Source organism: Vibrio sp. SCSIO 43140 (assembly GCF_023716585.1).
GTDB classification, from domain to species: domain Bacteria; phylum Pseudomonadota; class Gammaproteobacteria; order Enterobacterales; family Vibrionaceae; genus Vibrio; species Vibrio maritimus_B.
In genome coordinates this window covers 3,016,831-3,043,433 of the sequence record NZ_CP071850.1, presented here as the reverse complement: position 1 = coordinate 3,043,433, position 26,603 = coordinate 3,016,831, and the positions used below count along the sequence as shown (strand labels likewise).

General features: G+C 41.9%; 33 protein-coding genes and 2 pseudogenes. 12 read left to right on the top strand and 23 right to left on the bottom strand.

Annotation, left to right across the window (positions count from 1 at the left end):
- From nqrM to J4N45_RS14595, 7 genes are all read left to right on the top strand, one after another.
- A complete protein-coding gene (gene nqrM / locus J4N45_RS14625; protein ID WP_042477741.1) occupies positions 1 to 234 on the top strand; it encodes a (Na+)-NQR maturation NqrM in 234 nt (77 codons plus the stop codon).
- 264 nt (positions 235 to 498) lie between these two features.
- Positions 499 to 1,755 carry a site-specific integrase gene (locus tag J4N45_RS14620; RefSeq protein WP_252011154.1) on the top strand — a complete coding sequence of 419 codons (1,257 nt, stop codon included), beginning with the start codon at positions 499 to 501 and terminating at the stop codon, positions 1,753 to 1,755.
- 1 nt (position 1,756) lies between these two features.
- Positions 1,757 to 3,391, top strand: a complete 1,635-nt coding sequence (locus J4N45_RS14615) for a hypothetical protein (RefSeq protein WP_252012134.1) — start codon at positions 1,757 to 1,759, stop codon at positions 3,389 to 3,391.
- A gap of 150 nt (positions 3,392 to 3,541) precedes the next feature.
- Positions 3,542 to 3,856, top strand: coding sequence for a hypothetical protein (locus J4N45_RS14610; RefSeq protein ID WP_252012132.1), 315 nt, complete (start codon positions 3,542 to 3,544; stop codon positions 3,854 to 3,856).
- A gap of 1,126 nt (positions 3,857 to 4,982) precedes the next feature.
- Positions 4,983 to 5,870: a hypothetical protein gene (locus J4N45_RS14605; protein ID WP_252012130.1), complete on the top strand. Its 888-nt coding sequence runs from the start codon at positions 4,983 to 4,985 to the stop codon at positions 5,868 to 5,870.
- The gene (locus tag J4N45_RS14600; protein WP_252012127.1) at positions 5,854 to 6,825 is read left to right on the top strand and encodes a hypothetical protein; all 972 of its coding nucleotides are present in this window, start codon (positions 5,854 to 5,856) and stop codon (positions 6,823 to 6,825) included. The genes J4N45_RS14605 and J4N45_RS14600 overlap by 17 nt, the downstream gene beginning before the upstream one ends.
- Positions 6,818 to 7,375 (top strand): hypothetical protein, encoded by a 558-nt coding sequence (locus tag J4N45_RS14595; RefSeq protein ID WP_252011160.1) that lies wholly within the window; start codon positions 6,818 to 6,820, stop codon positions 7,373 to 7,375. The genes J4N45_RS14600 and J4N45_RS14595 overlap by 8 nt, the downstream gene beginning before the upstream one ends.
- Positions 7,376 to 7,452: 77 nt before the next feature.
- Here J4N45_RS14595 and J4N45_RS14590 read toward each other — a convergent pair whose 3' ends face one another.
- The gene (locus J4N45_RS14590) at positions 7,453 to 7,767 is read right to left on the bottom strand and encodes a helix-turn-helix domain-containing protein (RefSeq protein WP_252011162.1); all 315 of its coding nucleotides are present in this window, start codon (positions 7,765 to 7,767) and stop codon (positions 7,453 to 7,455) included.
- A gap of 103 nt (positions 7,768 to 7,870) precedes the next feature.
- On the opposite strand from J4N45_RS14590, the gene J4N45_RS14585 reads away from it, so the two are divergent.
- Both J4N45_RS14585 and J4N45_RS14580 read left to right on the top strand, forming a co-directional pair.
- Complete coding sequence (locus tag J4N45_RS14585) at positions 7,871 to 8,395, top strand: VspR family transcription factor (protein WP_252011169.1); 525 nt, start codon at positions 7,871 to 7,873, stop codon at positions 8,393 to 8,395.
- A pseudogene (locus tag J4N45_RS14580) lies at positions 8,389 to 9,560 on the top strand (DEAD/DEAH box helicase); the annotation flags it as partial. The gene J4N45_RS14585 and the pseudogene J4N45_RS14580, both read left to right, overlap by 7 nt.
- 474 nt (positions 9,561 to 10,034) lie before the next feature.
- Here J4N45_RS14580 and norW read toward each other — a convergent pair.
- A complete protein-coding gene (gene norW / locus J4N45_RS14575) occupies positions 10,035 to 11,177 on the bottom strand; it encodes an NADH:flavorubredoxin reductase NorW (protein ID WP_252011174.1) in 1,143 nt (380 codons plus the stop codon).
- Positions 11,177 to 12,595 carry an anaerobic nitric oxide reductase flavorubredoxin gene (gene norV, locus J4N45_RS14570; protein WP_252011176.1) on the bottom strand — a complete coding sequence of 473 codons (1,419 nt, stop codon included), beginning with the start codon at positions 12,593 to 12,595 and terminating at the stop codon, positions 11,177 to 11,179. The genes norW and norV overlap by 1 nt, the downstream gene beginning before the upstream one ends.
- 267 nt (positions 12,596 to 12,862) lie before the next feature.
- Here norV and J4N45_RS14565 point away from each other — a divergent pair, with 267 nt between their 5' ends.
- Positions 12,863 to 13,201, top strand: a complete 339-nt coding sequence (locus tag J4N45_RS14565; RefSeq protein ID WP_252011177.1) for a hypothetical protein — start codon at positions 12,863 to 12,865, stop codon at positions 13,199 to 13,201.
- Between the two features lie 438 nt (positions 13,202 to 13,639).
- Positions 13,640 to 14,104: a hypothetical protein gene (locus tag J4N45_RS14560; RefSeq protein WP_252011179.1), complete on the top strand. Its 465-nt coding sequence runs from the start codon at positions 13,640 to 13,642 to the stop codon at positions 14,102 to 14,104.
- 453 nt (positions 14,105 to 14,557) lie between these two features.
- On the opposite strand, the gene J4N45_RS14555 is transcribed toward J4N45_RS14560, so the two are convergent.
- The 11 genes from J4N45_RS14555 to J4N45_RS14505 form a co-directional block, all read right to left on the bottom strand.
- On the bottom strand, positions 14,558 to 15,103 hold the full coding sequence (locus J4N45_RS14555) for a hypothetical protein (protein ID WP_252011181.1): 546 nt from the start codon (positions 15,101 to 15,103) through the stop codon (positions 14,558 to 14,560).
- Positions 15,104 to 15,116: 13 nt separating this feature from the next.
- The gene (locus tag J4N45_RS14550) at positions 15,117 to 15,617 is read right to left on the bottom strand and encodes a hypothetical protein (RefSeq protein WP_252011182.1); all 501 of its coding nucleotides are present in this window, start codon (positions 15,615 to 15,617) and stop codon (positions 15,117 to 15,119) included.
- Positions 15,618 to 16,003: 386 nt separating this feature from the next.
- Positions 16,004 to 16,291: a hypothetical protein gene (locus J4N45_RS14545; RefSeq protein WP_252011184.1), complete on the bottom strand. Its 288-nt coding sequence runs from the start codon at positions 16,289 to 16,291 to the stop codon at positions 16,004 to 16,006.
- A 206-nt stretch (positions 16,292 to 16,497) separates the two neighbouring features.
- The gene (locus J4N45_RS14540; RefSeq protein ID WP_252011185.1) at positions 16,498 to 16,770 is read right to left on the bottom strand and encodes a hypothetical protein; all 273 of its coding nucleotides are present in this window, start codon (positions 16,768 to 16,770) and stop codon (positions 16,498 to 16,500) included.
- Positions 16,771 to 17,344: 574 nt separating this feature from the next.
- The gene (locus J4N45_RS14535) at positions 17,345 to 17,518 is read right to left on the bottom strand and encodes a hypothetical protein (RefSeq protein WP_252011186.1); all 174 of its coding nucleotides are present in this window, start codon (positions 17,516 to 17,518) and stop codon (positions 17,345 to 17,347) included.
- 2 nt (positions 17,519 to 17,520) lie between these two features.
- Positions 17,521 to 18,336: a hypothetical protein gene (locus J4N45_RS14530; RefSeq protein WP_252011187.1), complete on the bottom strand. Its 816-nt coding sequence runs from the start codon at positions 18,334 to 18,336 to the stop codon at positions 17,521 to 17,523.
- A 10-nt stretch (positions 18,337 to 18,346) separates the two neighbouring features.
- A complete protein-coding gene (locus J4N45_RS14525; protein WP_252011188.1) occupies positions 18,347 to 18,847 on the bottom strand; it encodes a hypothetical protein in 501 nt (166 codons plus the stop codon).
- Positions 18,837 to 19,673 (bottom strand): hypothetical protein, encoded by an 837-nt coding sequence (locus J4N45_RS14520; protein ID WP_252011189.1) that lies wholly within the window; start codon positions 19,671 to 19,673, stop codon positions 18,837 to 18,839. The genes J4N45_RS14525 and J4N45_RS14520 overlap by 11 nt, the downstream gene beginning before the upstream one ends.
- A 233-nt stretch (positions 19,674 to 19,906) precedes the next feature.
- Positions 19,907 to 20,680, bottom strand: a complete 774-nt coding sequence (locus tag J4N45_RS14515) for an acetate kinase (RefSeq protein ID WP_252011190.1) — start codon at positions 20,678 to 20,680, stop codon at positions 19,907 to 19,909.
- Positions 20,681 to 20,689: 9 nt separating this feature from the next.
- Entirely contained in the window at positions 20,690 to 21,259 is a 570-nt protein-coding gene (locus J4N45_RS14510) for a porin family protein (protein ID WP_252011191.1), read from the bottom strand.
- Positions 21,260 to 21,415: 156 nt separating this feature from the next.
- Complete coding sequence (locus J4N45_RS14505) at positions 21,416 to 21,736, bottom strand: hypothetical protein (RefSeq protein ID WP_252011192.1); 321 nt, start codon at positions 21,734 to 21,736, stop codon at positions 21,416 to 21,418.
- Positions 21,737 to 21,820: 84 nt separating this feature from the next.
- Here J4N45_RS14505 and J4N45_RS14500 point away from each other — a divergent pair.
- Positions 21,821 to 22,502: pseudogene (locus tag J4N45_RS14500) on the top strand (IS6 family transposase).
- Here J4N45_RS14500 and J4N45_RS14495 read toward each other — a convergent pair.
- From J4N45_RS14495 to J4N45_RS14455, 9 genes are all read right to left on the bottom strand, one after another.
- Positions 22,484 to 22,729 carry a hypothetical protein gene (locus J4N45_RS14495; RefSeq protein WP_252011193.1) on the bottom strand — a complete coding sequence of 82 codons (246 nt, stop codon included), beginning with the start codon at positions 22,727 to 22,729 and terminating at the stop codon, positions 22,484 to 22,486. The pseudogene J4N45_RS14500 and the gene J4N45_RS14495 overlap by 19 nt on opposite strands.
- Positions 22,716 to 22,907, bottom strand: a complete 192-nt coding sequence (locus J4N45_RS14490) for a hypothetical protein (RefSeq protein ID WP_252011194.1) — start codon at positions 22,905 to 22,907, stop codon at positions 22,716 to 22,718. Before J4N45_RS14490 ends, J4N45_RS14495 begins: the two co-directional genes overlap by 14 nt.
- Positions 22,907 to 23,281, bottom strand: coding sequence for a hypothetical protein (locus J4N45_RS14485; RefSeq protein ID WP_252011195.1), 375 nt, complete (start codon positions 23,279 to 23,281; stop codon positions 22,907 to 22,909). Before J4N45_RS14485 ends, J4N45_RS14490 begins: the two co-directional genes overlap by 1 nt.
- Positions 23,282 to 23,286: 5 nt before the next feature.
- Positions 23,287 to 23,820, bottom strand: coding sequence for a hypothetical protein (locus J4N45_RS14480; RefSeq protein ID WP_252011196.1), 534 nt, complete (start codon positions 23,818 to 23,820; stop codon positions 23,287 to 23,289).
- Positions 23,821 to 23,823: 3 nt separating this feature from the next.
- On the bottom strand, positions 23,824 to 24,591 hold the full coding sequence (locus J4N45_RS14475; protein ID WP_252011197.1) for a GIY-YIG nuclease family protein: 768 nt from the start codon (positions 24,589 to 24,591) through the stop codon (positions 23,824 to 23,826).
- 259 nt (positions 24,592 to 24,850) lie between these two features.
- Complete coding sequence (locus J4N45_RS14470) at positions 24,851 to 25,294, bottom strand: hypothetical protein (protein WP_252011504.1); 444 nt, start codon at positions 25,292 to 25,294, stop codon at positions 24,851 to 24,853.
- Positions 25,291 to 25,716 carry a hypothetical protein gene (locus J4N45_RS14465; protein ID WP_252011199.1) on the bottom strand — a complete coding sequence of 142 codons (426 nt, stop codon included), beginning with the start codon at positions 25,714 to 25,716 and terminating at the stop codon, positions 25,291 to 25,293. The genes J4N45_RS14470 and J4N45_RS14465 overlap by 4 nt, the downstream gene beginning before the upstream one ends.
- Entirely contained in the window at positions 25,713 to 25,985 is a 273-nt protein-coding gene (locus tag J4N45_RS14460) for a GIY-YIG nuclease family protein (RefSeq protein ID WP_252011505.1), read from the bottom strand. The genes J4N45_RS14465 and J4N45_RS14460 overlap by 4 nt, the downstream gene beginning before the upstream one ends.
- Before the next feature lie 109 nt (positions 25,986 to 26,094).
- A complete protein-coding gene (locus tag J4N45_RS14455) occupies positions 26,095 to 26,511 on the bottom strand; it encodes a hypothetical protein (protein ID WP_252011201.1) in 417 nt (138 codons plus the stop codon).
- Positions 26,512 to 26,603 lie beyond the last annotated feature (92 nt).

Sequence of the window (26,603 nt, the reverse complement as noted above, 5' to 3'; positions counted from 1 at the left end):
ATGAGTACATTTCTAATTACCTTCGGAATTTTTCTAGCCGTTATTGTTGCAATGTCGGTTGGCTACATCTTCCAAAAGAAAGTTGTGAAAGGCAGCTGTGGTGGCCTAGGTGCGCTAAGCATCGATAAAGTGTGTAACTGCCCAGAGCCTTGTGATGCACGTAAAAAGCGTGAAGCGCGTGAACAAGCTCGTGCCGAGAAGCTTGCTGCTTGGGAAAAAGATCGCATCGCGTAATCCAAGTCCGGCATAGAATTAACAGCAAAGACCAGAGTAACCCTCTGGTCTTTTTTGTTGGTCTGATGAACAAAACGGCGTATACTTTAACTGTATAAATAAACAGTTAAATAAGCCGTGTCCGACTCCATTCGAAAATTCATTCATGTAGATATGGATTGCTTTTAAACTTTAGGGTATAAAAAATAGGCAATACTTGTAAGTTTACATTTATGAACTAATCTCTCTTTAGCAACTAGTGACAGTTGGGAATAGGAGAGATACATGCAAAGGCTGTATGACAAAGACATAAATGGACATTGGATTTATCTCACCGATGAAAATATTCCCCTAATCATCCCTTCACTCTACAGCAGGTACACACACCAACGAGGTGTTTCGATACAACTTCGTGTTAAAAGAGATCGAGTACTAAACGGAATAGAACACTCTTTTGAAGAAGAAGAAATCGGTTCAGAAGGGCAGTATGTCCGAGGGAATCAGTTAGGCCTCTTTCTTGAATGGGTAGAAAGCCGTAATAAACTAGGTTCACAAATTTCTTTAGTAAATCATACTGCTCTACCGAGTGATGTTATTAACGCGTATATAAATGACTACTTAATAAAGGAAAAAGGTAAAGGGGAAACTACCGTTGAAAGAGCGGTTTATTCGTTAAAGAGCTATTATAACTGGCTTCACTACTATCTTAATAATAACTATAAGGAAATATACGTTTTCTCTGAAAATAGAGAAATTTGTCGTAATAACAACAAGAAGAGACTGGTTGTAAAATATTTGCTTCCTGAAACGCGTGAACTTATTTATAGGTATACAGAGACACTACTTGAGGAAATAGTGCTTCGCAATGGTGGTGATTTAGGATGTAGGACAGCGGAAAATCAGGGCTTTCTTCTTAACGATTTTTACGAGGGTAGAAGAAAGTACAAAGGTATACTAACTTTAATGAAGGAATTGAAGCGCGACAGCTATAGTGAAGAGTTTGAATATCATTTGCCCTCATTGTTCGCCAAGAGAGGTAGTTCTCGGACGTTGTATATACCTAGAGCAATGTTAATTAAAATTAAGACCTACTATGAACTAGAAAGGCCTCATTCTGATTCTGAGCATCTGCTAATTTCAAACTCAAGTAATAATTCAAAAGGTAAGTGTATATCACGTAGTTTTGGAACGGCAGTTTTTAAAAAGACATTGAAGAAATTAATCCCGGAAATAAAAGAAAACGAAGAGATATACGGAAACTTCCAGAATATTACCTTGGATAGTGTTTACCATCACCTGAGACATTCTTTCGGAACAGATGTTTTCTATGGAGAGTGTGAGGCAAGAGGAAAGGACTACGAATCGATAAGTACTGAATCTGTAGTTTTTCTGGAAACGGCCAGGCGTATGGGGCATAAAGTTGATGGTAGATACGTCAACCAAGTCACGAAGACCTATATTCACTCGTGTGGTCACCGAGATCGTTTGATGTGTGAGTCAATGAGTGTTGAAGCTGCGAATACTCAGTCACGTGGGGGATGATATGACGGTTGAGAACTCGGAAGACTACCAGAAAAAGCTACAGAATGAGTTTGACGATAGTCGCTCAATTGTGGAAATGCAATTTCCTATGAATGCTAAGAGCATACTCTTACCGCCAATAAATGGCTCTAGTAGCTTTCCAGAACGTAAAATTGTATTAAATAATGCAGATTCTCCTTTTAAAATAACTCTGTTTAAAGTCGTAATAGCTGCTTGCAATTACGCATTTTTTGATAAAGGTGCATCTATAACTGCAAAAGAAAAATGCTCAGCACATGCCCATACGTTTATTGAATGGCTTGATTCGAAAGAAATAGATAATGAATATGAGTTACTTAAAGAATATGAATCATATCGTTTCGACATGCTGAATAACCATGGGGGGAGAAGTGTACTAAGTGATCTAAAATTACTATTTACATATGCCTTAGATTACTCAGTCCAATTGCAAATTGAGCTTGATAAAAAAGAGATTTTATATCTTCAACAATTAAGGGCTACACCGATAAGCCCAAACCTTAATAAGAAGCAAATTTCATTATTTAGCTATTTTGGAAAGTTAGATTGGTTGCGGCGCGATGATGTGGGGATTGGCAATGAGTTGTATGTAGCGCTGGCGTCACCAAGAATAACAGTCAACTCACTTAAGGTAACGGCTTCTGTCTTAATTAATGAAATAAATAAGTCTAAACAAGAAATAGTGGATTTTTTCAATGGTTCCGGTATGGATAAACACATACTAGAATTGCCAGTTGAGGACTCTTGTCACAAAAAGAAGCAGTTTGTTGGTGAGACAATATACAAGATTATAAACCACTATCACGACATTGAAAATAAAAGTGACGCTTTGTTAACTGCGCTAAAATTAATAATAATTTCAAATGTTAGCAACGATAATTGTATTGATTTGATTTTTAAAGCGTTTGATTCAAAAGAGAAATGTCAGAGGATTTTTTTAAACCCTAAGAGAGACCGTACGCAGATCAACACGCGTTTCCTACAGCTTAACTTCACAGCTGGAAGCAACTCGGCTCTGTTTGACTTTAGCGTGTTGAGGCTTTTGTCTGATGGAGGCCCAAATTGTGCTGTAACTAAGATTGAGGAATTAATGTTTTCCTGGTTAATGGCATCATTAGCAGTTCAACCTAGTGATATAAGTAAGCTTACAAACAGATCTTTTCGATTCTTGAAAAAAGGCGACAGGATAAAACATATTGAGACGGAATATTTTAAAGGACGCTCAAAGTTATTTCACACAACGAACTCTGTGTCTGGTGACTCTCCTGAAGGTAAAGCGATATTACTTATGCTTTCAACGCGAGATCCACATGAAAAATTAGTTAGTGGCTTTGTAGATGTGGAAATTCTTAAAGGAGTTAGATCTAAAAGTGGCGCAATTAATGCCTTGCTATATATGACATCAATTCGCGATGAACTGTTGTTGGTTCATAAAAAACGAGGAGATTTACCCTATGTTATACCAAGTGCACTTGTTGCGTTGTTTAAAAACGGTCTGAATGCCCACAATCTTGCAGGTAGAAATTGTTCTCACTTATCTATCAGTCAGAGAAGAGCTCTCGTAATTGAATCTGGAACCGCATGTCAAAAGTGTCTATTTGGTTTGCAAGCTATATAAAATAGCTCAGTTCACGCATTTAGTGACCCATTTACCTACACTTATCTCGTCAATAGAAACTCTCATTCAAATAAAACAGAGAGGAAGCACTATTTAAACAGCGACAACGAAGAGTGGCTGAACTCTTCAGGTCGTATCACAAGAGAGGTTATGATTGACCTTATTAACAATGTGTTTTCCTTATGTTTTGAAAACTTAGCTTCAACGGAGGAAACTGATTCTGTAAAACGCTTTAACAGTGAATTCCTAGCTGTTTCTGATGAAATATCCTACAGGACGGGCGAGTTTGTTTCGAGAATTAAATTGGCTACAGGTAAAGATAAGGGGAAGTTACAACAAGTAGGAGTAAATATCCGAACTCAGTTGAATCAATCTTCTTTCTTTGAACCGATATATATCAAAGATAGCCCAATAACAGCTTGGAAGTTCTATAATTATTTATACGAATTCAAGAAAATACTATAGGAAGTTACTGTCACTAAATCCTAAGAATTTCTATAGAACGGTAATTCCTACAGTTGAATGGACAGAGTATGCATTAAATATGCTTGGTAAAGAAAATGTGAAGGAGGGCCGAAGAATGTTTTTAAAATCGCAAAAAGAAGGTGTAACAGTGAGTGTTTTCAACTTATTATAACAAGGTTTATTAATGAAAAATAAAGCATCAAACACTCTATATGATCTTTTTTGGGAGGATCAGAATAAAATCTTGATGTCTCATCCGGGTTTTGTCAAAAGTCGCGGCTTAATTCAAGATGATAAAATATACTTTTATCATTTCAATTGTGGACTCACTGAAATCGATTTCTCATTGTTCGATAAACCTTCTTTATTATGTAGGGATATCGCGACCTTAACGATAGATGATGATTTGAATACACATTATCATCTAAATCTTATGCCAAGTTATTTTTCTCGGTAGCAATATCCGCTACTACAGCCCATAATGTATATCAAGCCTATACTATCATTGCGCATGTCATCGCGTTTATCAAAGAAATAGGGGATAGCGAGGTAAGTCTGAATAACTTAGAAGACTTCTGGTGTTCATTTATTTTGAGAACTCTGGATAAGGAAGGGTCTTTTCGCAATCGCATATCTCCACCTAGTTACTGCGGTTCGATACATCCTTTTAGACTCCCAGCGATCCGAAATAAGCTACAGGCAATTGGTGTAGAGGGTGTGTTTAGCAAGTATATCAATAAGAATAATTGTGACAATGCACTTTCTGCCGTGTGCAAGTCTCAAATTGGCATGTCACTACAAGAGTATAAGAAGGGAGGTAGTTTTAACGCACTAGGACTTGAGTTAGGTCAGTTTTATGTCGATTACTTAAGAAATCTATATCAACAGAATTATCTCAATTTGGTTGTATGTAAAAAAACAATCGATGATATTAGGGACAGATATAGCATCGGTTCATTTGATAGCATGGTAAATAATAGACTACTCAAGGTAGTGATGTGTGGGTTGAGAGGAGAGAATTTAGATGTGGTAAGGAAATAATAGTAGTGGAGTAAATCACCTTGAACTCTTTCAAAGCGTAAAGCAAACGGTTTATTATCAATATGAAAGTAACTACAATCATGCAATGTCGTTAAACGAGTTTTACATAGAAAAAGTAGTGTTAATTTTGGGGCTAGGGATGAGGTTTGATGCCGTTGAAGTAGTTCGAATTTTGATGCTACAAAAGTTCTATTCTTTTGATTGTAATAAGACGCCAGAACAAGTTTGGGAAGGTTATCTAGCATCTCTAGATAGAACTTTTATTTTTAACAACAAGTTAGAAACTATCACTGCATCAGATGTTTACGATATAATGGAAAAGGTTATTCTGGCTAAAAAGTTAGATCAGAAAGAACAATTGTTAGAGCTAAGAAGTTTTGTAGGGCAGTTAATAGACAATGCTTCGGATTCAACCTACCAATCTTTTATGGTTGAATTAAATGCTCAAGCGCATGCAATGAGTACACTAATTGTCGCGTGGTTAGGATACAGGAAAACAGAGTTTGGTTTTCCACTTAATGCTATAATAATCGAGAACAATAATGATATACTGGATAGCTCGCATGTCCCTTTTCGTTTTAAATTAAAGTGGTATGTTCCGAAAACAAACGGTCGCACAAAAATAGATAGAGAGATAACATCTCAGTGTTTTCAAATTTCTCTTCAACTCAACGACTTATTCAATGCAAACGAAGGCGAGCCCTGTTTATACCAAGATACTAGTGGTCGTATTAAGAACCTCGAGCAGTCAGCTACATTTATTGAAAAGCGCGTTAAAGCAAACTGGCATAGGTTTGTCTATGACTATCAACCATTCAATGAATGTCTAAAACTTGAGTCGTTTTTATTGAAAGACATAAACTTACTCTCTGATGTTGAACGTATCGAGTTGAAGAGACTTTCGGCAAAATATGATGTCACCAGTCGAAAGTATAAAATCATTGTAGAAACAGCCAATGAAAATAAAAGGTGATTGGTTAAGACTGAATTGTACATCTTTTAATGGTGCTCTCGCTCAAAGGAGTTTTAAGTCATCCCTTAAGGAATTTATGGCGAAAGGGGAGGTCAGTGATCCTATACACATGAAGGTGATAGAGACTCATTTGTCGGAAAAGTCGAAGGCTCTGCTTCGTGCTAGGACTATAGTTTTAGATCGAAAAACGATGAATGATATATCAAACGAAATCTTACAAGGTGTTCGCTACCCTACCCCTCATGCGTTCCGCCATATATGGGCTGAAGCTGTTTTGACGCGTTATCAAGGCGATATTGGGACTGTGATCAGACATCAGTTTTGTCATCTTGACGCTTCTTTTTTCATGTCATATCTCCGTGACAAGGAAGCTAGCAGCCTAATTAGAGGAGCGAAGCAACGATATTTGAACGCTATCGTAGATACGTTGTTAGTGGAATCTGACAAGATCGGCGAAGACTATGTTGGTGGCTTTACTCGTTATGTTCAAAAGGCTAAAGAATTGACGAAACCATTAACTGAAAATGAAGCGCTAGCGCTTAGAGAGAGCATTAATGGACGAATAATCGATTTGCAGACTAACATTTTTGCCACCTGTATACCAAGAGAAGGTGCAGAAAATAAGGCAAAGTGCGCAACGTTTGAAAGAATAAACCCTCATGACGCTAAGCCTGAGTTTTGTTTAAACTGCACGCACGCTATTGTTACGAAGGGCAATATTCGAGGAATATGGGTCACAATTTTACCCATGGTAAAAGAAGCCTTAGATGATAAGACATTGGGTTTTATGGTTCAGGATCACCTTCCGACGTTACGTTCAGCATATAAGAGGATCAAGGATTTGCGGTCCTCGTCCCCAACCCCCGAATCCGTAGATCAGATATTGAGTAAGATTTTTTGTTCTATAAATGCTATCGAGCAAAAGTTAGAAGAGGAGATGTATCGATATGATTAATGATAATAGTAGCTTAGATGAACTAATGAGTGATGACTTTTTGAATAGTCTAGAGTGTGATAGTCCTATTAGTGATGTTTCTTCTCCTCCGAACTGGGTGGTTCCGGATATCACACACACGACATATCGGGTGTGGCAATCGATTTTGGCGTTAACGGAAACTAAGAAGAAGAACATCCAAAATTATGGGAAGGTAGCGAGCCGTAAAACCCCCAAAGCATTGTTTGAGATGACAAAAGCTGAAGTGGCGAGAGACGTAAATATCAGCGCTCAAAGCATCTTTAGAGCTTCTAAGTTCAGTGCGAGTATTCTTGATTTTTTTGACGAAACCAACGCAATGTTGTCAGACTTGCATCAGAAAGAACAGACAAGGCAAGTACGAAGACAGATAAACACTGGTATCAGGACTAAGAAGAAAGATGCAATCGTAAAGATTCAACAAGATATGAAAGTTGAATTAAGGGATCTCAAAGCAAAAACGACCAAACAGGTACTGGATTTGGCTATCGATAAGATGCCTCTGGATCTGAGGCTAAAATTAGGTTTGTAATTATTATAAGTGTCGCCTTAATTGTAGAAATAAGCTTGTTGTTCATATTGAGGTGTTTCTCGTGCATTTGAACAGTACTAGCTGCGCTCGGTTCCTGTCAGCGTATTGATAAGTTTTTGCCGTTCTTCCTCACTCAAGCTTGCGATTATGCAAGCTAACTGAGCAGTGCTTTCCTCTTCGCAAAAAAAGTAGTTCAACGGGACTCCTAGCTCATTTGCAATCAATTTAAGAGTCTGAATGTCCGGACTATGCTTACCCTTTTCATACTGATTCATTCTCGCGCTTGCTGAACCTTCATCCATACCGATTCTCACTCCCAAGGCTTTTTGGGAGAGTTTGGCTTTTTTGCGTGCTTCTTTGAGCCGCAACGGGATTGGGCTGATAAATGACATTTTCGTTTCATTGTTCGAAACCTTCATTAACTAAGATTTTCTTAGTTTTGTTGATTTTTGTATACTAAGCAATCCTTAGTTTTCTGTTCGGAACGAGTTTACAATGAAACAATCGACAAAAATCAATGCGATTATGCATAACTTATTGATTGAAAAAGGTATGGATGATTTTTCGGTTATTGAACTACGCGACGCTTATCTCTCGACAAGTGAATGCAAAGTGGATCCCGATGAGGCAAGAAGAAAGGTCTATCGACAGATTCTCCGGTTCATGAAGAACAACTGGCTTGGGTGCAAAGGTGAAGGGCGACAGAGACGATACTTTCAAACAGATTTGTTTCATTCTCTCTATGTGACACCGAGATCTGAAAGTGCAGAGCTAGCCACAAAGATTGTAAGTGACTACTCAGTTTTAGTTCATGAACGAAATCAATACAAAGGTGAGCTAGAGATTGTTTTGGGTGAGATTGATGAGTATCAATCACTCTTAGGTCGTTTTCCTGAGCTGGAAAAGAAGTTGAGGCCTCTATTGGAACAAGCTAGGGAGCATTCTGCGCAGTTGCTTGGAAAAGTTAACGTACTTACAAAAGTACTCAAAACTCTTATGCCGGATAATAGAAAATGTTGAGGCGCTGGCAACAAGAGTGCGCTGATAAAGCGTTACAAAAGTACAAAGGCAGACAAGGCCATTTTTTTTGCCAGGCAACACCTGGGGCAGGTAAAACGTTTTTAGCTGCAAGTGTTGCTTTAAGGCTAATAGAGGATGACATGGTGGATCTTATTTTGTGTTTCTCTCCATCTTTAACAGTCTCAAATGTAAAGTATAAAAAGAACCTTTTCAAAAGTTCTCGGTTGCTCCTTTAATGGTGGTTTAGGTTCTATTGGTCAGTCGCTAACATACCAATCTATTCAATTTCTCAATGAAGAGTTTTGGCAAACCTTACGGAACCATCGAGTGTTTGTAGTATTCGATGAGATACATCACTGCTCTGGTTCCGAGCTGGGCAACGGGAACGTTTGGGGACAGCAAATCCTGACTAAGATTCAAGGCTTAGCTACCTATACTTTGGCGCTGTCTGGAACGCCTTGGCGGTCAGATGCACTTCCTATTGCAATGGCTCATTACAGTGACCCAGACGGAAAGCTGTTAGTCGATTATCAATACACTTTAAAGCAAGCTATTGTCGAAAGCGTGTGTCGAGCACCAAAGATTGTGCTAGTTGATAATGAGAAGCTGTCGGTAACAAACGATCAGAGAATTGAATCGTTTCCTTCAATTTTCGAGATGCTTAAGGAAACCAAAATTTCTTATCAGAGTGTGATAAATAATCAAAAGGCAATGGAATACTTGCTTGGACTCGGTTGTAAAAAACTAGCAGAGATTCGAGTTCAAAACCCTTTTGCCGGTGGGTTAGTAGTCGCGTCTTCTGTTAAGCACGCACAACTGATCAAAGAAGTTCTTTTCCAAAAGTACCAACAAAGTGTATCTATTGTGACCTACCGCCATGACGAGCCTTTGGCCACTATTGAACGTTACCGCAAGAATGATACTCAATGGATAGTTAGTGTCGGTATGATCAGTGAAGGTACTGATATTCCGAGACTTCAAGTTTGTTGTCATATGAGCTCGGTTAAGACGGAGTTATATTTTAGACAAGTGCTAGGACGCATACTCCGAGTAAACAATGGCATAAGTCAGCAAGCGTGGTTGTTTACGTTCGCTGAACACAGTTTAATCGAGTTTGCTGAACGTATTGAGCAAGATATTCCCGAGACATGTTTGTTTGTAAAGGAGATTGTTGCTCCAGACTCAGAAGTCCTTGGGGGGCAAAGTCCTATAGTTCGGGTGAGCTCTATATGTGATCCAGAACACACTCAACAAAACGTGAGTTGGGGTGTCAATTCGACAAGCGAGCTTACAATGCGAGACTCAGTAAAACTTGCGGATGAACTTCATTTAGGAGCATTCAATAAGCGAGTTATTTCAGCCTTTTTAGTAAATTAGCCTTAACTTGCCGTGATCAAGTTAATAGCACTGCCTTCTTGAAATCGGTAGTTATTATGCTAGGTTGGATATTCCTACTTAGGGGTGAGTCAGTGGCTTTCGCATTCGGCGGGAGCTTTGGGGCGTGCCCCACCATGTTCTCCCTATTAAGCATGAGGACAGAGTGTACCCAAGAGCTATAAAACCTAAAGCAAAGAAATACCCTAATAAAAAGAAAGCCAGTCAGCTTAACTGACTGGCATTAGGCTTTATGCCTCTTTTTTTAGTTAACGTTCAGTTCACGCAGCATGGGGAAGGCGAGTTTTGCTTGTTCCCCTGTGCAGACAAATCCAATCAACTTGTCTTTTTCGTCATACCCCCGAGCCATGATTCCGGTGCCTTTGATATCCGCCTGCCAGCGATAGACCATATGAGCTGCAACGCCTGCCAGTTGTATTGGGTACTCTGGCGTTTTGACTTTTACTAGCATGTTTGGGAGGTTTAGCGAGCCATCATAACCCAAAAGTTGTTTTGCCAGAACTGTGGCTGACATTACCGCAGGCTGCAAGAAGGCCATTACGCGACCGTTAATTTCCGCGCAATCCCCAATAGCAAAAACATCAGGCGCGCTTGTTTCTAGCTTGTCGCTTACTACGATGCCGCGATTCACTTCGATGCCTGCTTGTTTTGCGAGTTCGGTGTTTGGTTTGATACCAGCCGCAGAAAGGATTATATCTGTTGCAATCATCTTTCCGTGGCTAGTGATTGCGGCTAGACCTGTAGGGTTAGCATTTACAGAGACTAAAGCGCTGTCTGTGTAAATGTCGATGTCGCGCTCTTCGAGGTGATGAACCAGCTCGTTCTCCACAAATTCAGGGATTAAGTTGCTAAGTAAAGTGGCTGCAGGCTCGATGATAGAGACCTCTTTGCCGAGTTTTGCTAGGTCAACGGCAAGCTCCACACCGATAAGTCCACCGCCCACTATTGTGATTCTATTGGCTGCTTCGATCTTGTCTTTGTTTGCAGAGTACTCTTCCAAGCTGTTTAGCGTAGCAATGTGTTTTGAATCGATGCCTTTGATTGTTGGCACGAAGGTATTAGCACCAGTAGCCAGAACAAGCTTTGAGTAGCTATAGAAACCTTCGTCAGTCTCAACAACGTGGAGGTCTGGATTAATAGTCTTAACACGTGTGTTCGTGGTGAACTTAACACCGTACTCGCTTGAAAGCTCGCTGGCTGTTTTCAGCACTAGCTCTTCAGGTTTTTGCTGTTTGCTGAATACGTGGCTAAGGTCTGGCTTATTGTACTCACTGCCGTCACTAGATGTAATGACTTTGATTGGAGTTGTACAGCCAGAACGGTGCAGCATTTTGACGACTTGGAGAGCGGCAAAGCCGCTTCCAATAATTACTATTGGTCTACTCATTATTTGATCTCCACGAAAACTTCTTTACCGATTTGGCATTCAGGGCATAGGAACCAATCTGGCAAGTCATCGAATGCTACGCCGGGTTCGATACCTTGATTTGGCTCGCCTTCTTTTGGATCGTAAATCCAGTTACAAACTGTGCATTTGTAGCAAGTGCAGTCGGCAGAATGCTCGACTTCAGGTTCTTCATCTTGAGCTGGCGCAATCACGCCTTCGTGCTTCTGGTTCCATTCTTTTGCCAGTGCTTTGCCGTACTCGATACATTCAGCAATACCGTCTGTGTCTGGCTTCCAATGAAGGTGCATTGGTGCTGATGTATCTAAGCCAGCTTCCCTCAAGCGTTGGTCAATGCGAGTTACTGCTCCGCCTGTCCAGCCAGAAGAGCCGAATGCCGCCGCTGTTTTCTCTGCTAGTCGCAAACCATGGACTTCTTCTATCATTCCTGCAACTTTTGGCATCATGACGTTGTTCATAGTTGATGAGCCGAACAGAACACCTTTAGAACGGAACATATTTGCTAGCACTACGTTCTTGTCGCTATGTGAAATGTTGTAGACGTTGATTGTTGTGCTTGGGCTTTCCTGCTTGATGCCTTCAGCAATGGCCTGTGCCATCATCTGAGTGTTGCCACTCATTGTGTCGTAGGCGATAGTTATGCGGTCTTCTTTGTATGATTGTGACCACTCATAGTACTTCTCAACAATCTGAGTTGCGTTGGTGCGCCAGATGCACCCGTGTGATGTGGCGATCATATCGATAGGCACACCAAGAGAAAGAACCTCTTCAATTTTCGTTTTAACCAATGGCGCGAATGGTGTCAGGATGTTTGAGAAGTAGCGCTGACATTCTTCGTAGAGTTCGTCTTGGTTCATCTCATCGTTGAAGAGATTGCCGTCACAATAGTGCTGACCAAATGCGTCATTAGAGAACAGGATATTATCGCCTGTCATGTATGTTGCCATTGAGTCAGGCCAGTGAAGCATTCGCATTTCGACAAACACCAACGCTTTGCCGTTACCAATATCTAGGGTGTCGCCTGTCTTGATAGTGCGGAAGTTCCAGTTCGGGATGTGGTGATGACCAATGATGCTCTTAACACCTGCTTCTGTGCAGTAGATTGGCGTGTCTGGAATCTTAGCCATTAGTGCAGATAGTGCGCCAGCGTGGTCGTGCTCTGCGTGTTGAGTGATAATGTAGTCGATTTGATTTAGGTCAATCTCTTGCTCAAGGTTTGCAAGGAACTGCTCATCGAATTTGTGATCCACTGTATCGATAAGGACCGTTTTCTCTTCTTGGATTAAGTAGCTGTTGTAAGTTGTACCGCGCCCCATCTTGTATTCAGTGCCGTGGAAGTGGCTAGTTACAGTGTCCTTCACACCAACCCATTTAACATTGTTTTTAACTTGGATACTCATACCGTTTTAGCTTTTTCAAATTTTTATGATGAACGCCATCTACTTTGCATGGCGTATGCCAAGTTTGTAACTTGCTGTTATTGATGAATTAACTTGCTCTACGTTGTTTGTTTTTGTGTCTAAATGACATGTTTTCTTTTGGATCAAAATGACTCTTTAATAAATATTCGAGTCAAATTGACATTAATTTTATTGATTGGTGTCAGATCAACATCCTCCCTTCTACCTGCTGCTAGAATCCTCCTCCCAAATAAGAGGCGAACAATAATGAAACTAAGAACAACAGCGTTAGCAGTGGCGCTATTTTCTCTTCCTGCAGTGGCGAACGATGACTTGAGGGTAGCGAACACAGAATGCGCGATGAATGCGTTTATGATGTTGGAGATTACTAATGAGTCTCAGTTTGAGAAGGCTGGCGATTACTTTATCAGTCATGCGTTTGGTTGGTCGAACAGAGCCAAGATGAAGTCACGGATCAAGGAGCAAATTGCGATGTCCCGGGATGCGATCAACGCTCAGTCTAGTATTCCCAATGCAGCTTTCCACTTGGAGCCAAGACGCGCATTTAATGGAAGAACGTGTGCAGAAAGGTATGCCCTGCGCTGATTTGCCCACGCATGGCATAAAAGCGATACTTGTCTCGCCTTGAAGATGCAGCAAGGTATTAGACCGCCTAGTCTTCAGGGCGTTTTTTTTACGTCTATAGGATGCAACTATGTCTACTCTTTCCCGGCCACTGAACGCAAAGATTAAGCGACAAATGAAGGCGCTAGGTTTTAGCACGAACTATTTGAACGCCGGGTCTTCAATCTGCAAATCAAGTGCGAGCGAGATACTAAGAGGCGTAGAACCTACTGATTATGAGTACAGTTGGCTTGAGATGGTTTTGCGAATCAGCTTACGAGAATTAAATCACGCACAGCTGCTATGCTATACATTTTGCCGATATCCTTGATATGTTTGTCTTATTGTTTGGCGGCAAGATGAGAGTGGGAAAGGCGGCTTGTTACTGTACATAAAGCGTTAGTTTTCAAGGAGAATACAATGAAAAAAGATGATCTAATAGATTTCTTTTTTAATGATTCATCAAGAGAAATCCTCTTTAATCTTGTTGATAAAAAACAACAGAAAGGGTTGGCAACCGGCTCTGATGATGTGTTTGAGCCAACGATTTCAGCAGTATTCATCTTATTTGATGAACTTATGAAGAAAAATACACCTGATTTATATGAGTCTGAATGGTTGTTAATAGCGGAAGCGTTTGTTTCCAAAAGTACACCATATAGGCTTACTAGTTCATTGGCTTATATGAGACGAGAATTAGTAATTTCGTTAGAGGACTTAGGTGATGGAGAGTTGTTTCAAATAAATAGTTTTGAGTTATCTAAAAAAATAGCAGGTTTTAGTGATATCGAAATCAGTGCGGTTTACTATCAAGTGCATCAGTATTTGGTTGCAAAGAAACACAATCGAGCTTATGAACTGCCAACTATTACATACAAAAGCTAACAAGCATTTAAGAGTAATTATCAACGCTTGGCATTTTTCATTCCATCGTTGGGTATAGTGTTTACTGTGGTCCGGATAATTTTAGTGGTTCTTGATACAAAAATTAATTCATTATTTACTAATTTAGCAAAATCTGTAATATGCATTTACCCCTATCGGCGTCTCAAACCATACCAAATTCACCGTCATCCCCTTGAAAAAGGGGATCTCATTCAGCGCGTTGAAAAGTTAAACTACGTGACTTAATCGAATATTTTTATATACCTACACGTGGTATGAGATCCTCATTTTCGCGAGGATGACGGCTATATGGGGCATGTGAGAGATAAAGGAATGTAGTGCGTTTCTGTCCATCTTCTAGTTGCTTGAGTGGCTAGCTCATGGTCAAACTGTAACTTGCCTTTGCAAGAGAGCCATGAAAGCTAAAGCTAGTTCTATACGTTTCACAATTATCTATTCGCCAAAACCTAAAATAACCTCGTCAGAATCCGGATCTCTTGAACCTGCTGATATTGGTGTACCATTCTTTAACGTAAACCATACATTTACTGGTGCTTTTGTATCTTTGATTACCATATTAATCAATGTTACACGACAAGCACCACCTGAAGGTGTAATGAATCCACTACGTTCTCCACTAAGGGAGTCAACAAGCTGATCTTTGCAAGTTACCTCTGGATCGAAAAAGTGTTCAAACGAAGGGGTATTCTCAAACTCTTGTATATTGTCATTGAATGGATAAGTACGCAGTCGATATTCACCAGTGAAATATAAATCTATATCCACTCTAATCTGACTAGATTGATCAACACCATAGTAATCGTGAGTTTTAGGAAGTATTACGCTCTCTGCATGGGTAAATACGGGGGTGTTATTAATAAGGTACTCTTGAGTTGACATATCGACCTTTACTGAAGATGGTGCATCAGTGCCACCATCTCCACCACAACCCGATAGAATAGATGCGGCTAACACTGAAAATGCAATTAACTTTTTCACAACTTAACCTCTATTAACTTGAAGCGTATTGAGTGATACACGTATTGAGCTTATTCTTCATATCATTAACAGCACTATACATATTATCTACGTACTCTTGATTGTGTAGCATATGAGGATCTTGCCAACCACCTGTTACATATTGAGATGGAGTTTGAAACCACTGGATGCCTTGAGATTTGATCTCACCTTTCTTCCCATTGATGCGGATTGTTGCTTTAAACTCGTTTGATTGAGGATTACCCAGAAGCATATAGGCAGCACGATCATGGTAAACAAAAGCTAGCTGACTATTCTTCTCACTCTGATAAGTGAATAGTTGACCTGATGATGGTGGATTAACATTATCCAAAACGCATTGAACAGCAGCTTCATAGATCGCTTCGGGAGCGGTATTAGTTTGAATCATAACTGTAGTATCAGTAGGAATTGTTGCTAGTGGACGTTGAGCACAACCTGTTAGTGAACCTGCAACAATCATTACGGTCACAGCAGATAGTTTTAGGGTGTTCATAGTTTGATACCTTGTTAAATGTGATGAAGCGCACATTACATTAGAGCGCTTACTCTAATGTAGGTGCAAACTTAGTTTGATTTGTTGAATTTATGAACTGACAGGAGAATCAGAAAGTTAGATAGAGAGCAGGAAATGGAACATTTCCAATATTTCAGATTTGCTTACGGACAACACACTTACAGCTACCCTTTTTAGATATTTTAAGCTTTTAACAAGTTCAACCTAGTAGCAGCACGAAGTGATGCGCACCCGCAAATTTGGACGCTTCACTAAGCGACTTTCCCCATTCTTAAAGTTATCAGCATCTTTCTAATTTAAGTAATTGTTCTAAAAGGTTTTTCCAGATGCGAGTTACGTCATTTAGGCAGAGAACTACTTTGATTTCAGGATGAACGACTCCCTATTGCATCAACAGTTCTGAGGCGACCAATTATGTCATCAACCTCATCATGCAAAGCTCTGACAAATTTACTGCTCATTTGAGTCTTCTTCGCAGCATCGCGTTCTTTCTTTGCCCTCTGGCTACTCCAATCCACTACATATTGTGCACAGGTGGCGTGTGACCATCCAACTCTTTCTGAGACCTTTCTGGAGGTGATCTTATCTGATTTGACTACCTCACATGCAGCGAAAATCGCCATTTGATTGTCGTTCTGAACTTTAACATCCATATCTCATCGCTCACTTTACACTTTTACAATTCAGTATGACGTAAAGCGTAAAGTTTAAGGTGATGTTGTGATTTGACGCGGAAAGGACGTTAAAAAGGTGCTTACGTAACAAACAAGCATGTCCGCAAATAAGGTGAAAACCATGCCACTATGGTTATTGCATATTAGCGGCATGGTTAAGGAGCAAAGCAGCCCAAGCTTGTGCATTAACTTGGTAATGCGCGGCCAAACTTCATAACATATTGCACCGACTCTATTAGTACAAATTCGTTAAAGTTGATCGATAAGTTTGTGTCGGTCAGTGCAATGATTAGAAGTATGTCACCCTCGAACATGTCGTTCATTAAATGCCTATCGATTTCTACTGAACTGTTTCGCATCACGGCTAGGCTCATCATATCAAGAAGTTCGATTAAGCATTTGTCACAGTCTAGTCTTGCTCGATGTATTTGGGCTAGAAGAAAGGTCTTTGTGTTCATACAACTAGAGTAGCGACTTTCGTATATCGACAAGTATGGGATTTGATTGATGAACTGTGACCTCCAATAAATTTCGGGCTAGCAAAAGCAGATCACTGAGCTACATGTGAAGTATGAATGTTTGGGACATAACTGCTTGAGATAAGAGTTTCATTCTTTATCTAATTTCTGTAACTGAATCAGTAATCGCACCTAACGTTTAATTGAGTATTCATTCATGAGAAGGGTTAGGTGAAGACATCAGATTGAACGGATAACACAACTAAGTGCTCGACTAAGTTGGAAGGTTAATGACTTACCGTTCCGCTAGTATCTGAAGCGATGCGCTTCACTAACCTCGAACAACACTCACAAGATTTAAAGCTTCTAATTGACAATATTTATTACTCACAATCGATATTGGGAAAATAATGAGATACCCAAAGCTTGCTGAGGATTCATCAGAAAGCAGAAGCTAACCAGCGTTCACCAACTGGACTTGGCAATTAATCGATATAGGAAAAGCATGCAGAAAGGTCACGACTGCGTGGATATCAAGTAAAACAATGGCTGCACATTGGCAGCCATCTTTGCATCAGTGGTTCTTGAACATCTTCCAAGTAATGCCAAGCGACATAGAAACCCAAATCCACAGCACAAGCAATTGGCCTGATTCGCTTTTCCAAATCGTTGCACAATAACCAGCAAAGAACGCCACGCCGATCATTGATGCTACCCACTTAAGGATGAAAACTAGAACTCTACGCATGCTTACTCCACTGGCATTGGAATTGGTGGAACCTCAACACTGTCAAAGTACATATCAACTATCGCCTTCGCGTAATCTGGATCAATCTTAAACTTCTTGGCAAAGTATACTTGGGGCTGGGATGCATCAAACGTTCGATGGAAATAGCCAGCCCAACATTCAGAACCAACGTTTGCGCAGTCGCCAATAAGACCTTCAAGTTGGGATCTGGTCGAGAACTCCATAGCATTCTCATCCAGCTGGAACCGAGCGTATTTTAAAGTAGCAAATACAAAATCATCGCCATAATCCGCTGTGTAGCTGTGGGTGTCTTCAATTCGATAGTGTTCTTCTTGGGTGTCGCTATTCCACTCAAACACCTTTTGAACGCCAACAACTCGTATCACCTTAACGGCTATATCGCTATCAACAACCAAGTGCTGATGCGGAGCCATCAATGCCATTTCTAGATTCGCCTGAGCAGCGCTGACATCCGTTTGTCTTTCAAAAGCAAAGTAATCGCTGTCAGAATTCTTTGAGATGTAAATCGCCGTATCTACGTCAAAGTCACTGCAGTACGATTCATCGTACTCGACTGTTAGGTTAACTTTCCCATCGTACTCTGAGTCCCAGTTATAAGGAAGAGCAGGATTTTCTCGCTTGGAGATTGCACCTACAAGGTGATAGCTCATGCCGTCTGGTTGAACGTAAGCAGTATATTTACCCACACACGCGCCAAGTGTGTCGGTTGGTGAATCTGGTGTTGCTTCTATTTCTTCGTCGCTGCTATTGCAACCCGCCAAAGCAGCTACTGCGATTGCCACTGTTAATTTTTTCATTCTGATTTTTCTATTTATTCCAAGCTGCAGAGAACCCCATAGCATTGAAGTCCACAGAACCGTTGGTTGTGTCAATTGGGAATAGAACAAGAACGTTCTTACCCTTTGTGAATGCATTAACTACGAGTTCTAGATCTTCTTCGTTCTTGGGTGTTGCTGTCATGTACACCAAATCACGGCGTCCAGACTTAGTTTTATCTCTGCAAACTGCAGCCATCTGGATTCGAATGCCGTTAATCGTAAATAACTCATCGTATGGTTCATCAACAACAAACTCTCGATCAGAGCAAATGTCAAAGATGCTCGACATATGCGTAAACTGAATTGTCCTGCCTCCGTTTGGTAAGTGCTTGATTTGAGCCATGTAGTGCTCAATTGTGCCTGAATCTGCATTGATTCGAGTCGCTGTTCCGTTAGGTAGTCTGGTGTCCCAGTCAAGATACAGAAGGCTGGCAGAGGCTACGAAAGGAAGCGAAACCAGCCCAGCCAGCACGGTCAGTCTATTCAACATTGCTGATTCGCTCCATTATCACGGAGTCATGATCATACATTCGAACATTGTTAAGCTTGGCTCTGTACGTGATTGTTGACCTACCATCAATCACGGCAATCTCGAACCTGTTACCCCCAATGTGAGTAACCTCATGCTCGCGCCATCGTGCTTCTTGATTTGCATCTGAGCAGCTTCTTGAAAATTCACTAGGTCTAGTGATAAAGATTTGCTTGATAAAAGCGTCGCCCGACATTGTTCCAGCTAATGGTTCGTAGCAGAACTTGCTTATCGGCTTGCCATCAACCAGTATCTCATTGTCCGAATAGCTAACGTCAAAGAATCTAGTGTTGTTGCAGAACGCTCTAGCTCGCTCTATTGCTTTGTCCGAGCTTGTCATATCTATAGCAACTCGCGTTATTCCACGGTCGATTGAACCATTTTCGCTACGCTCGTATCCTTTGAACTCTAGTCGAGCCAACATCGAATCACGCATGGATTTGATGAAGCTTAGGTTACTTACCTCTGACCAATTCCATGAATCAGTTCCTTGATTTGGCATGTAGAAGCTTCCAGAGCCAACATCGGTATTAAAATTCACGCCATAAGATAAGTCTCTGTTTGGAACCTTTACCTTGAACGCTTCTCGCGCAAAACCATCGTTCCTTACTGAACACTCCCACGACAAAGCTTGGTTGTGGTTATTATCGAAACCTATCACCGTTGCCGCTCTGTGGTCATCGGTCACTTGGTTAAGTAGCGCTGTCCAATTATTAAAGTCTTCCCTTACGGTGTCTGATACTGCTGGGCACGATGCCAACGCTATAAGAGGTGCTATTTTTTTCATGCTTATGCCACTGCTGTTTTATTTCTGGTCAAACCTAACTTACTGGTGGTGTTGTGATTCTTTGCCATGATCCTGCAAGCGGCAATACCGTTAGTAATACCGATTGGTCTGCAGAGATCGGAATGCTTTAGGATTGAGTCACTACTATAAATATGATCATTTGTTTTCTGGTGAGCGATAAAACCATGGCTGCACATTGACAGCCATCTATGTATTACATTGTGGTGCTTTGTCTACAGACCAGTCGCATTGATGTTAATTGTGCGCTCATTGCTACCGCGAACTGCTTCGTTTCTAGCATCGATTGTGTCACCAACTTTGTCTGCAATGGTTTCTTGAGTTGAAGTATTTGCTTCGATTCTGCGGCGAGCATGTTCACGCGCGAACTGGCGATCTTCTTCTTTTTCAGCTGCGATTCGAGCTGCTTCAGCATCGGCCTTGGCCTGCTTCTCGGCATCACCTGCATAGTTAGTCTTCTGTGCGCGCTGGAACTGAACGCCAGCTGTCGTGTCTAGACTGATGTTGAGTTTGCCAGAACGGAACTGGCGCACGAACACTGGAGAGCCAACCATGATCGGGTTGTCATCGATTTGGAATGCTTCGATCATACCGCCGTTTTGGTACTCAACGGTGTAGCGAATAGCGTCAATTTTCTTGCTGTCTGACATTGACTGTGCAGCCATTCCAACTAGACCAACCAGAGCTACAGCACCACCAATTGCCGCAGCGTTACGATTACCACTAAGACCACCATAAGCGGCTGTAGCAGCGCCAGCACCCATAACACCACCCGCTAGGCTCTTTTGTTGGTCTTCAAGTTGCTTGTTCGTAACCTGAACATGGTCAGCCATCAGAAGAACGCCGCGCTTCATAGAAACAACACGGTCGCTAACATCAACAACAGAGCTATCTAAGCTATTGCGTGATGATTGGGTAGTTTGACAGCCAGTCATTGAAACAGTCGCCAGAATGACAACTGCAAGTGAGGTCTTTTTAAACTTAGTCATTACTTCCCCCTAGAACTTAAGGCCAACTAGTAGTTGGTGAGTGTATAAATCAACATCTGAGAACTCTTGCGCCTTTGCTTCGTAGCCAAACGTCATGATCTCATTGAACGTCATGCGAACGCCAAATGCACCAGTTGCGCTTGTCTCGCTGTTCTTTGCTGTATATTCACTTCTGTAGCAGTTCCAGTTGACGCAGTAGACATCAGTAAACGTACCTTCAGCTTTGGTGTTCGCAAGTCCAAAGCCAATATATGGCTTGATTGCAAACCCGGCGTTCTGGAAGTCATAACCAACTTCAACCTGCGCACCAAAACGACTAACCTCAATCTCTGAAGTAGACGAACCATAGTTCTCACTCCAAGGGCCAACTTTCTCATAGCTCAACGATACGCCGACGATCTTGTTAAAATCGTACCCACCACGAAGAACAAAACCAGATTCACTATCCGATTCATAACCAAATTCGTCATACCAGTTTGAGCTGAAACCAATCTCTGCTCGAAAACCTTTACCATCCTGCGCCAAAGTTGGTGCTGAAATACCTGCAGCTAATATTGCTGCCACTGCTAATTTCTTCATTCTAATACCACTGCTTTTTCTTGTTTATAAGACGTATGTCACTGTTATTGTTGTGATTCTTGGTTCACTTTTCTGTGCGGGATATTAGCGTTGGCAATACGGTTTAGTCTGTAAGGAAGGGGAAGTTTTGGGGCTGGATCACGGCGTTAAGATGTTTCAAAACGTAACACCGTATAAATCAATTGGATATAGATTATTGCTTAAGTTGCTCATCAACAAAGTTATGAGCTTCACGTAGTTGGTGCGGTTCATACACATAGCACGAACGCGAGCAAGGAACGCTTTGCGCCATTCTTCTGACATCTCTTGCTTCTTGATGTTGTGCTCATCTGAAAGAAAGTGCTCGAATGATTGGATGTAGATATATGGATCGACGCGTGCTGGAATCTCTTTCTCTTTGAAGCTGTAGGCCAAGTACTGCTTTGCTCGTCTAGTTCTGCGAGATTTGTTTGCGCGTTCTGTTCCTGTCATTGCCATTTGGGTAGCCTCTTGGGGTTTTGTCGCAAAGTTTAATTTTATAGGTTAGGATTTGGCCAATTTCGACTCAATACCTGAATTATAATGTTTAAAGGCTGCCACTTTCCCTCTGAAGTTATTCTCGAAACCGTTCGCTATTACCTCGCTTACAAACTCAGTTATCGCGAGATTGAAGAAATCCAGAGGGAACGTGGTGTGTGTGGAACATGCAACTATTAATCGTTGGGTTATCAAATTTACACCTGTTTTAGAACATAAAGCGAGATCAAAGAAAAAGCCTGTCTCTACTTCGTGGCGCATGGATGAGACCTACATCAAAGTGAAAGGAGAAGGGCTTTACTACTATCGAGCGGTCGATAAGTTTGGAAACGTCATTGATTATTATCTTCGCTCCAATCGCGATGAAGCTGCTGCCAAGGCCTTTCTGAATAAGGCGATAGCTCAACATAGCCTCCCCGAGAAAGTGGTCATTGATGGGAGTAAAAGCAACTACGCGGCTATCGATGCAATGAATATTCAACTCTGGTTAACGGGTTTCTTTATGTTGTCACTGATTGAGATATTGGATATCAAATATCTCAATCATATCGTGGAGCAAAGTCACCGTTGGGTAAAACAGAAGACGTGCCAAGCCCTTGGGTGGAAGTCATTAAGGGGAGCAACAGCGAGCCTTCACGGCCGAGAGTTGTGGACGATGTTGAAGCGTGGTCAGATAGAGATAGTTGGAGAAACCGCCTACGAACAATTTTATGCACTTGCAGGATGATTGCGTCTAGAGAGTGGCTCTGCCACGTCTTTATCAGAATTTGCGACAGAACCGTAAATCTTCTTCATGATGATCACTGGGTTGTGATTTTCTGCCTTCTCCAGAACCTTCTGTAGTTTGAGAAACTTGTACAGAGTAGCTTTATTCACCTTGTGATTGCTGAAGCGCTCAATGTTCTTATCAATTTGCTCTTGAGTTGGTGCTAAGTCACCTTTAGTTTTGCGCATTTTTCACCTTCATTAATCGGTTGGCTATTCGAATGTGCTGAGCTGAGAGCTTGCGAACCGTGCCAGATTCCAGCTTGCAGTGCAGGCACTTGGGGCGGCTTCCACGCCACTCCCAAAACTCAAACTCAGACTTATGACGCAGCTTGGCGCACTTGGTGCATTCTCTATATTCGATCATTAGGCTGCCATCTCCTTAAGCTCTTCACCCACAGGCCAAGCGTCAGCTACGAACGCATCAATGATGCTGGATGCTAAGCTAGAATCTGCCTCAAGTTCTATTTGCGCCATCATTGCTTCAAGCAGCACACCAAAGAGATTCGCCAAGTACTCATCTTCAGTTATGACGAACATGATCATGGTTCCCTTGGCTGCGATAGCTACCGAGCGAAGGCTGTTATTCATCGGGAAAGGCAAATCAACCATATCGTCGATAGCGCTACTTGCTCTTGCGGCTTCCATGATCTGCTTACGTTCTGAAGCGTCTATCCCAAGTTGAAGAAGGGCATTTGTAGCGCCGTTGATTAGGCGAAACTTTCTGAAGAATCTGAACATACCAATCACCAGTTAAACCCAACAGAACCAAACACAGCGCCAAGTGCTGAGTCATACTTAGTACCAACACTTAAATACTTGTACATGTATGTGGTGCCAATATATACGCCATACTCGCTCGTTCTTTCTGGCTCCTTCCAGTAATCACCTTCATGCCCCCAGATGCCAGTGGGCGTGTGCATTCCGCGATAGAGTCTCTTTTGAAATAGAGTTCCGCCAAAGTCCAGAGCAACACGGATGTTCTGGTCTACTTCCCACGTGTAGTTACTACCAACCGAATAGTATGATCCTTGCGTGATGTCGTTCTCTGGCTTTGCGTAGTGCCAGAAGTATGAAGAAGGATACGTGTCCCACACATCAGGCGCAGCTTCCGTGTTATTACCAAGAGCTAAACCGAGTCCAAAGTTATCTGGACGGTAATAGCTGTAGTTCAATCCCCAGAAGTCGCTAGGGGAAAGCTCAACGCCAAAAGAAGCGCGGTTATCGGCTTGAGCCGCGCCAGCTGCCAGTAGTGAAATTAAAATTGCTGCTCGTTTCATTGCTTAGTACTCGGTTAGAAGATCGTTCGACTTGATGACTCCGTTCAGGAAATTGCTGTGCTTACCGTTAATAGCTTCGATAGCAAACCACTCGGTGTACCCACCAAAGCGGATCGTGCATCCAGAGCGATCAAGGTAGTTACCAATAAGGTGCTTCGATTTTAAGATGCGTTCGTGAGCTGCCAGTACTTCTCTGCTGAAGCTTGTCTTGTTGTCACTGACCGTAAAGAACACGCGGTACTTCTTCAGTTCGTTGTGAATGATGTTCTCAATAATCTCGGTATTAACACGGTTGTTCAGTGGCACACTCCATACCATGTTCAACGGGAACGGCGTTGTCTGACAAAGTTGATCAAGGCGAAGGTCAGGACGATTGCTGATTCCAACCTTCGCTAGCCCAAGCTCTTTGTTGATGATCAAATAAATCTGGCGCTTGTTGAATGCTGCGTTCTGGCGGTTCGGTCGCTGCAAAGTTGCTGCGAACGTATCGGTGATTTGACTGTCGCTCATTTCTTGGATGTTCACTTTATTCTCCGACTTTTCTGAGTACTTCTGTTTTTGTGGTGGAGTAGTTATCGGCTTCCGCTTTCTCTTCGGTCGCTTAGCCAGCTGTTCCAGAGTTTTGCTTGGTTTAAAGTTGGCTCGCCTTACTAAATCAACCGTTCTGCAATTGGCGCATACCTTTGCAAGGCTTGGCGGTTCGTTCTCTGCGGCTTCTGGTAAGTGGCTGTATCTGCCACACATCGAGCAACGGATAAGTTCTCTGCTCATGGTTTTCTCTTTGATTAACAAAAAAGGTGTTAGAAAGGGGTGTTAATCGTTGGGTTAGTCCAGACCGCTGCTACAATCTGGACTAGGTTTGTAGAACGAGAGTGCTAATCAGAGTTAGCATAAACATTGAATTTCCTTATTAGTTATGCGCCAGCATCGCAAGTTGCCATTACTGTAAGATCAACACCGTGGTCGCCTGCATGCGTTGGCTGTGTCAGCGTGGTAAACAGAGCCATTTGGTAAACTTTATCTGGGTTTGTTATGTTGATATCGGCCGGGCTGATGATGAAACAATAGCACCAGCGTCACCTCCGACTTTGCCAAAGTAAGCTTTTGTGTTGTTATCATCGGTAACTTGGTCTGAAAGACCGCCATTCGTGGTCATGCTGCTGCTCTGAATTGTTGGGTGGTTAGTTGCGCTTGACGAGATTTTGAACTTAACATAGTTGTCTTTTGTGGCGTTACGCTGCAGTGCTAGTACGCTACTGTCATTAATAGCGTTGGTGAAGAACACTGCACCTAAAACCTTTTCATCAATATCGATTGTGAATAAGCCGTCAAACTGGCGACCGTTGTGTATCTTGATTCGACCGCTAGCCACTTCATTGAACGTGGTTACCTGCGGGTTCGGAGGTGACTGCGTATGCGCCAAAGCTGAACCACTTAGATTAATTGCACTAATTGATAGGAAAAATTTTTTCATCGGTGTAACTTGCATTGTGATGAGCCAAAGACAGGTCTATCCACTCCTTCGATATAAGCAGTAACAACAGACTCAACTTGATGAACGTTCGTGAACTGGCGCGCGAACTCGCGTGTCAGGTTCTCGCACTGACTAGCTGCTGTGTCATCTGCCCACTCTTGCCAGCCATTGATAGCCTTCTTGTTCTTACCAATGAGAAAGTAAGCTTGCTCTTGGTACTTCCAGCCATCAAATTCAGTATCAAAGCGGATCATGGTGATAGCTGCTACCTCATTACCCAACTCGCGGTCACGAACGTTCTGAGCGTGTCGAGCTGCGATAGTTGATGTCATCTCCTGCGGTTGATACTGGTCATTAGCTGGCAAGGTTGAGCACCCAACCAGCGCGCTAGTAGCTAGCGCAAGTGCAATTACTTTTTTCATTCGGGTGTTACTCCTAATAAGTGCTCTTCATAAACATTCAAGGCAAAGTTAGCATCACAGTGGAACCACTCACCACAGGTGCGCATTCCGCCCAGTAGATAGTGCATATCTTGTTCCACCTGACGCGCAGTAGAACCAACATGGGGAAAGCGAAACACTTTCCCTGAAGCATTGGTTAACTGTCTGACGCGCTTTTCTGGATGCACCGAAACACCAATCTTTACCATCCCAAATTCGTTCGCCATTAGATAAACAACTTCACCACGCATAACGGTTTCTTAGTTCTAGCCAACGGCAGCAACAAACCCAATTGCTACTCCAGTAAATAAACGTCCAAGCAGCAAATAAATGATGCTGCGACCAATTGACCAAAGCAGATCAATCATCTTCCTTCACCTTGTCGAAGCGCTCTTTGGTCCAGTAAAGTTCTGGGACGTCATCTTTAGAATTGAATCCCAATGCACGAACAGCTTTTGGTAATGCGCCTTGGTTCTTTACTTCGTGACCATCAACAACGGCGAACACATAAGAAGCTGAACGTTTGGCGTAAGTGCGCTTGCGTGGCTTGGTCATGAAACTAAACAACTCATCTTCAGTGATGTTGTAGTCACGCATCTGCTCAAGAATTGCATTCATCTTGTCATTGCGCTTTTGCTGCTGGTAGCCGTCAACTGAGTTGGTTATTACGGTTTTCACGCGACCTAGGTGCTCTGGTGTTACTTCGGCACTATCAAACAACTTCATCATGAAGTCAGCGTTCTGCAATTGAGTTTGTAGTTCGTCATTGTTGTCCATGGTTCTATGCTGTCTTTAGTTCCTTGTAGGTACAGCCAAAAACAATTGTTAGCGCCTTTGGATTTGCACCTTCCTTAAGAAGCTTCTTTGCT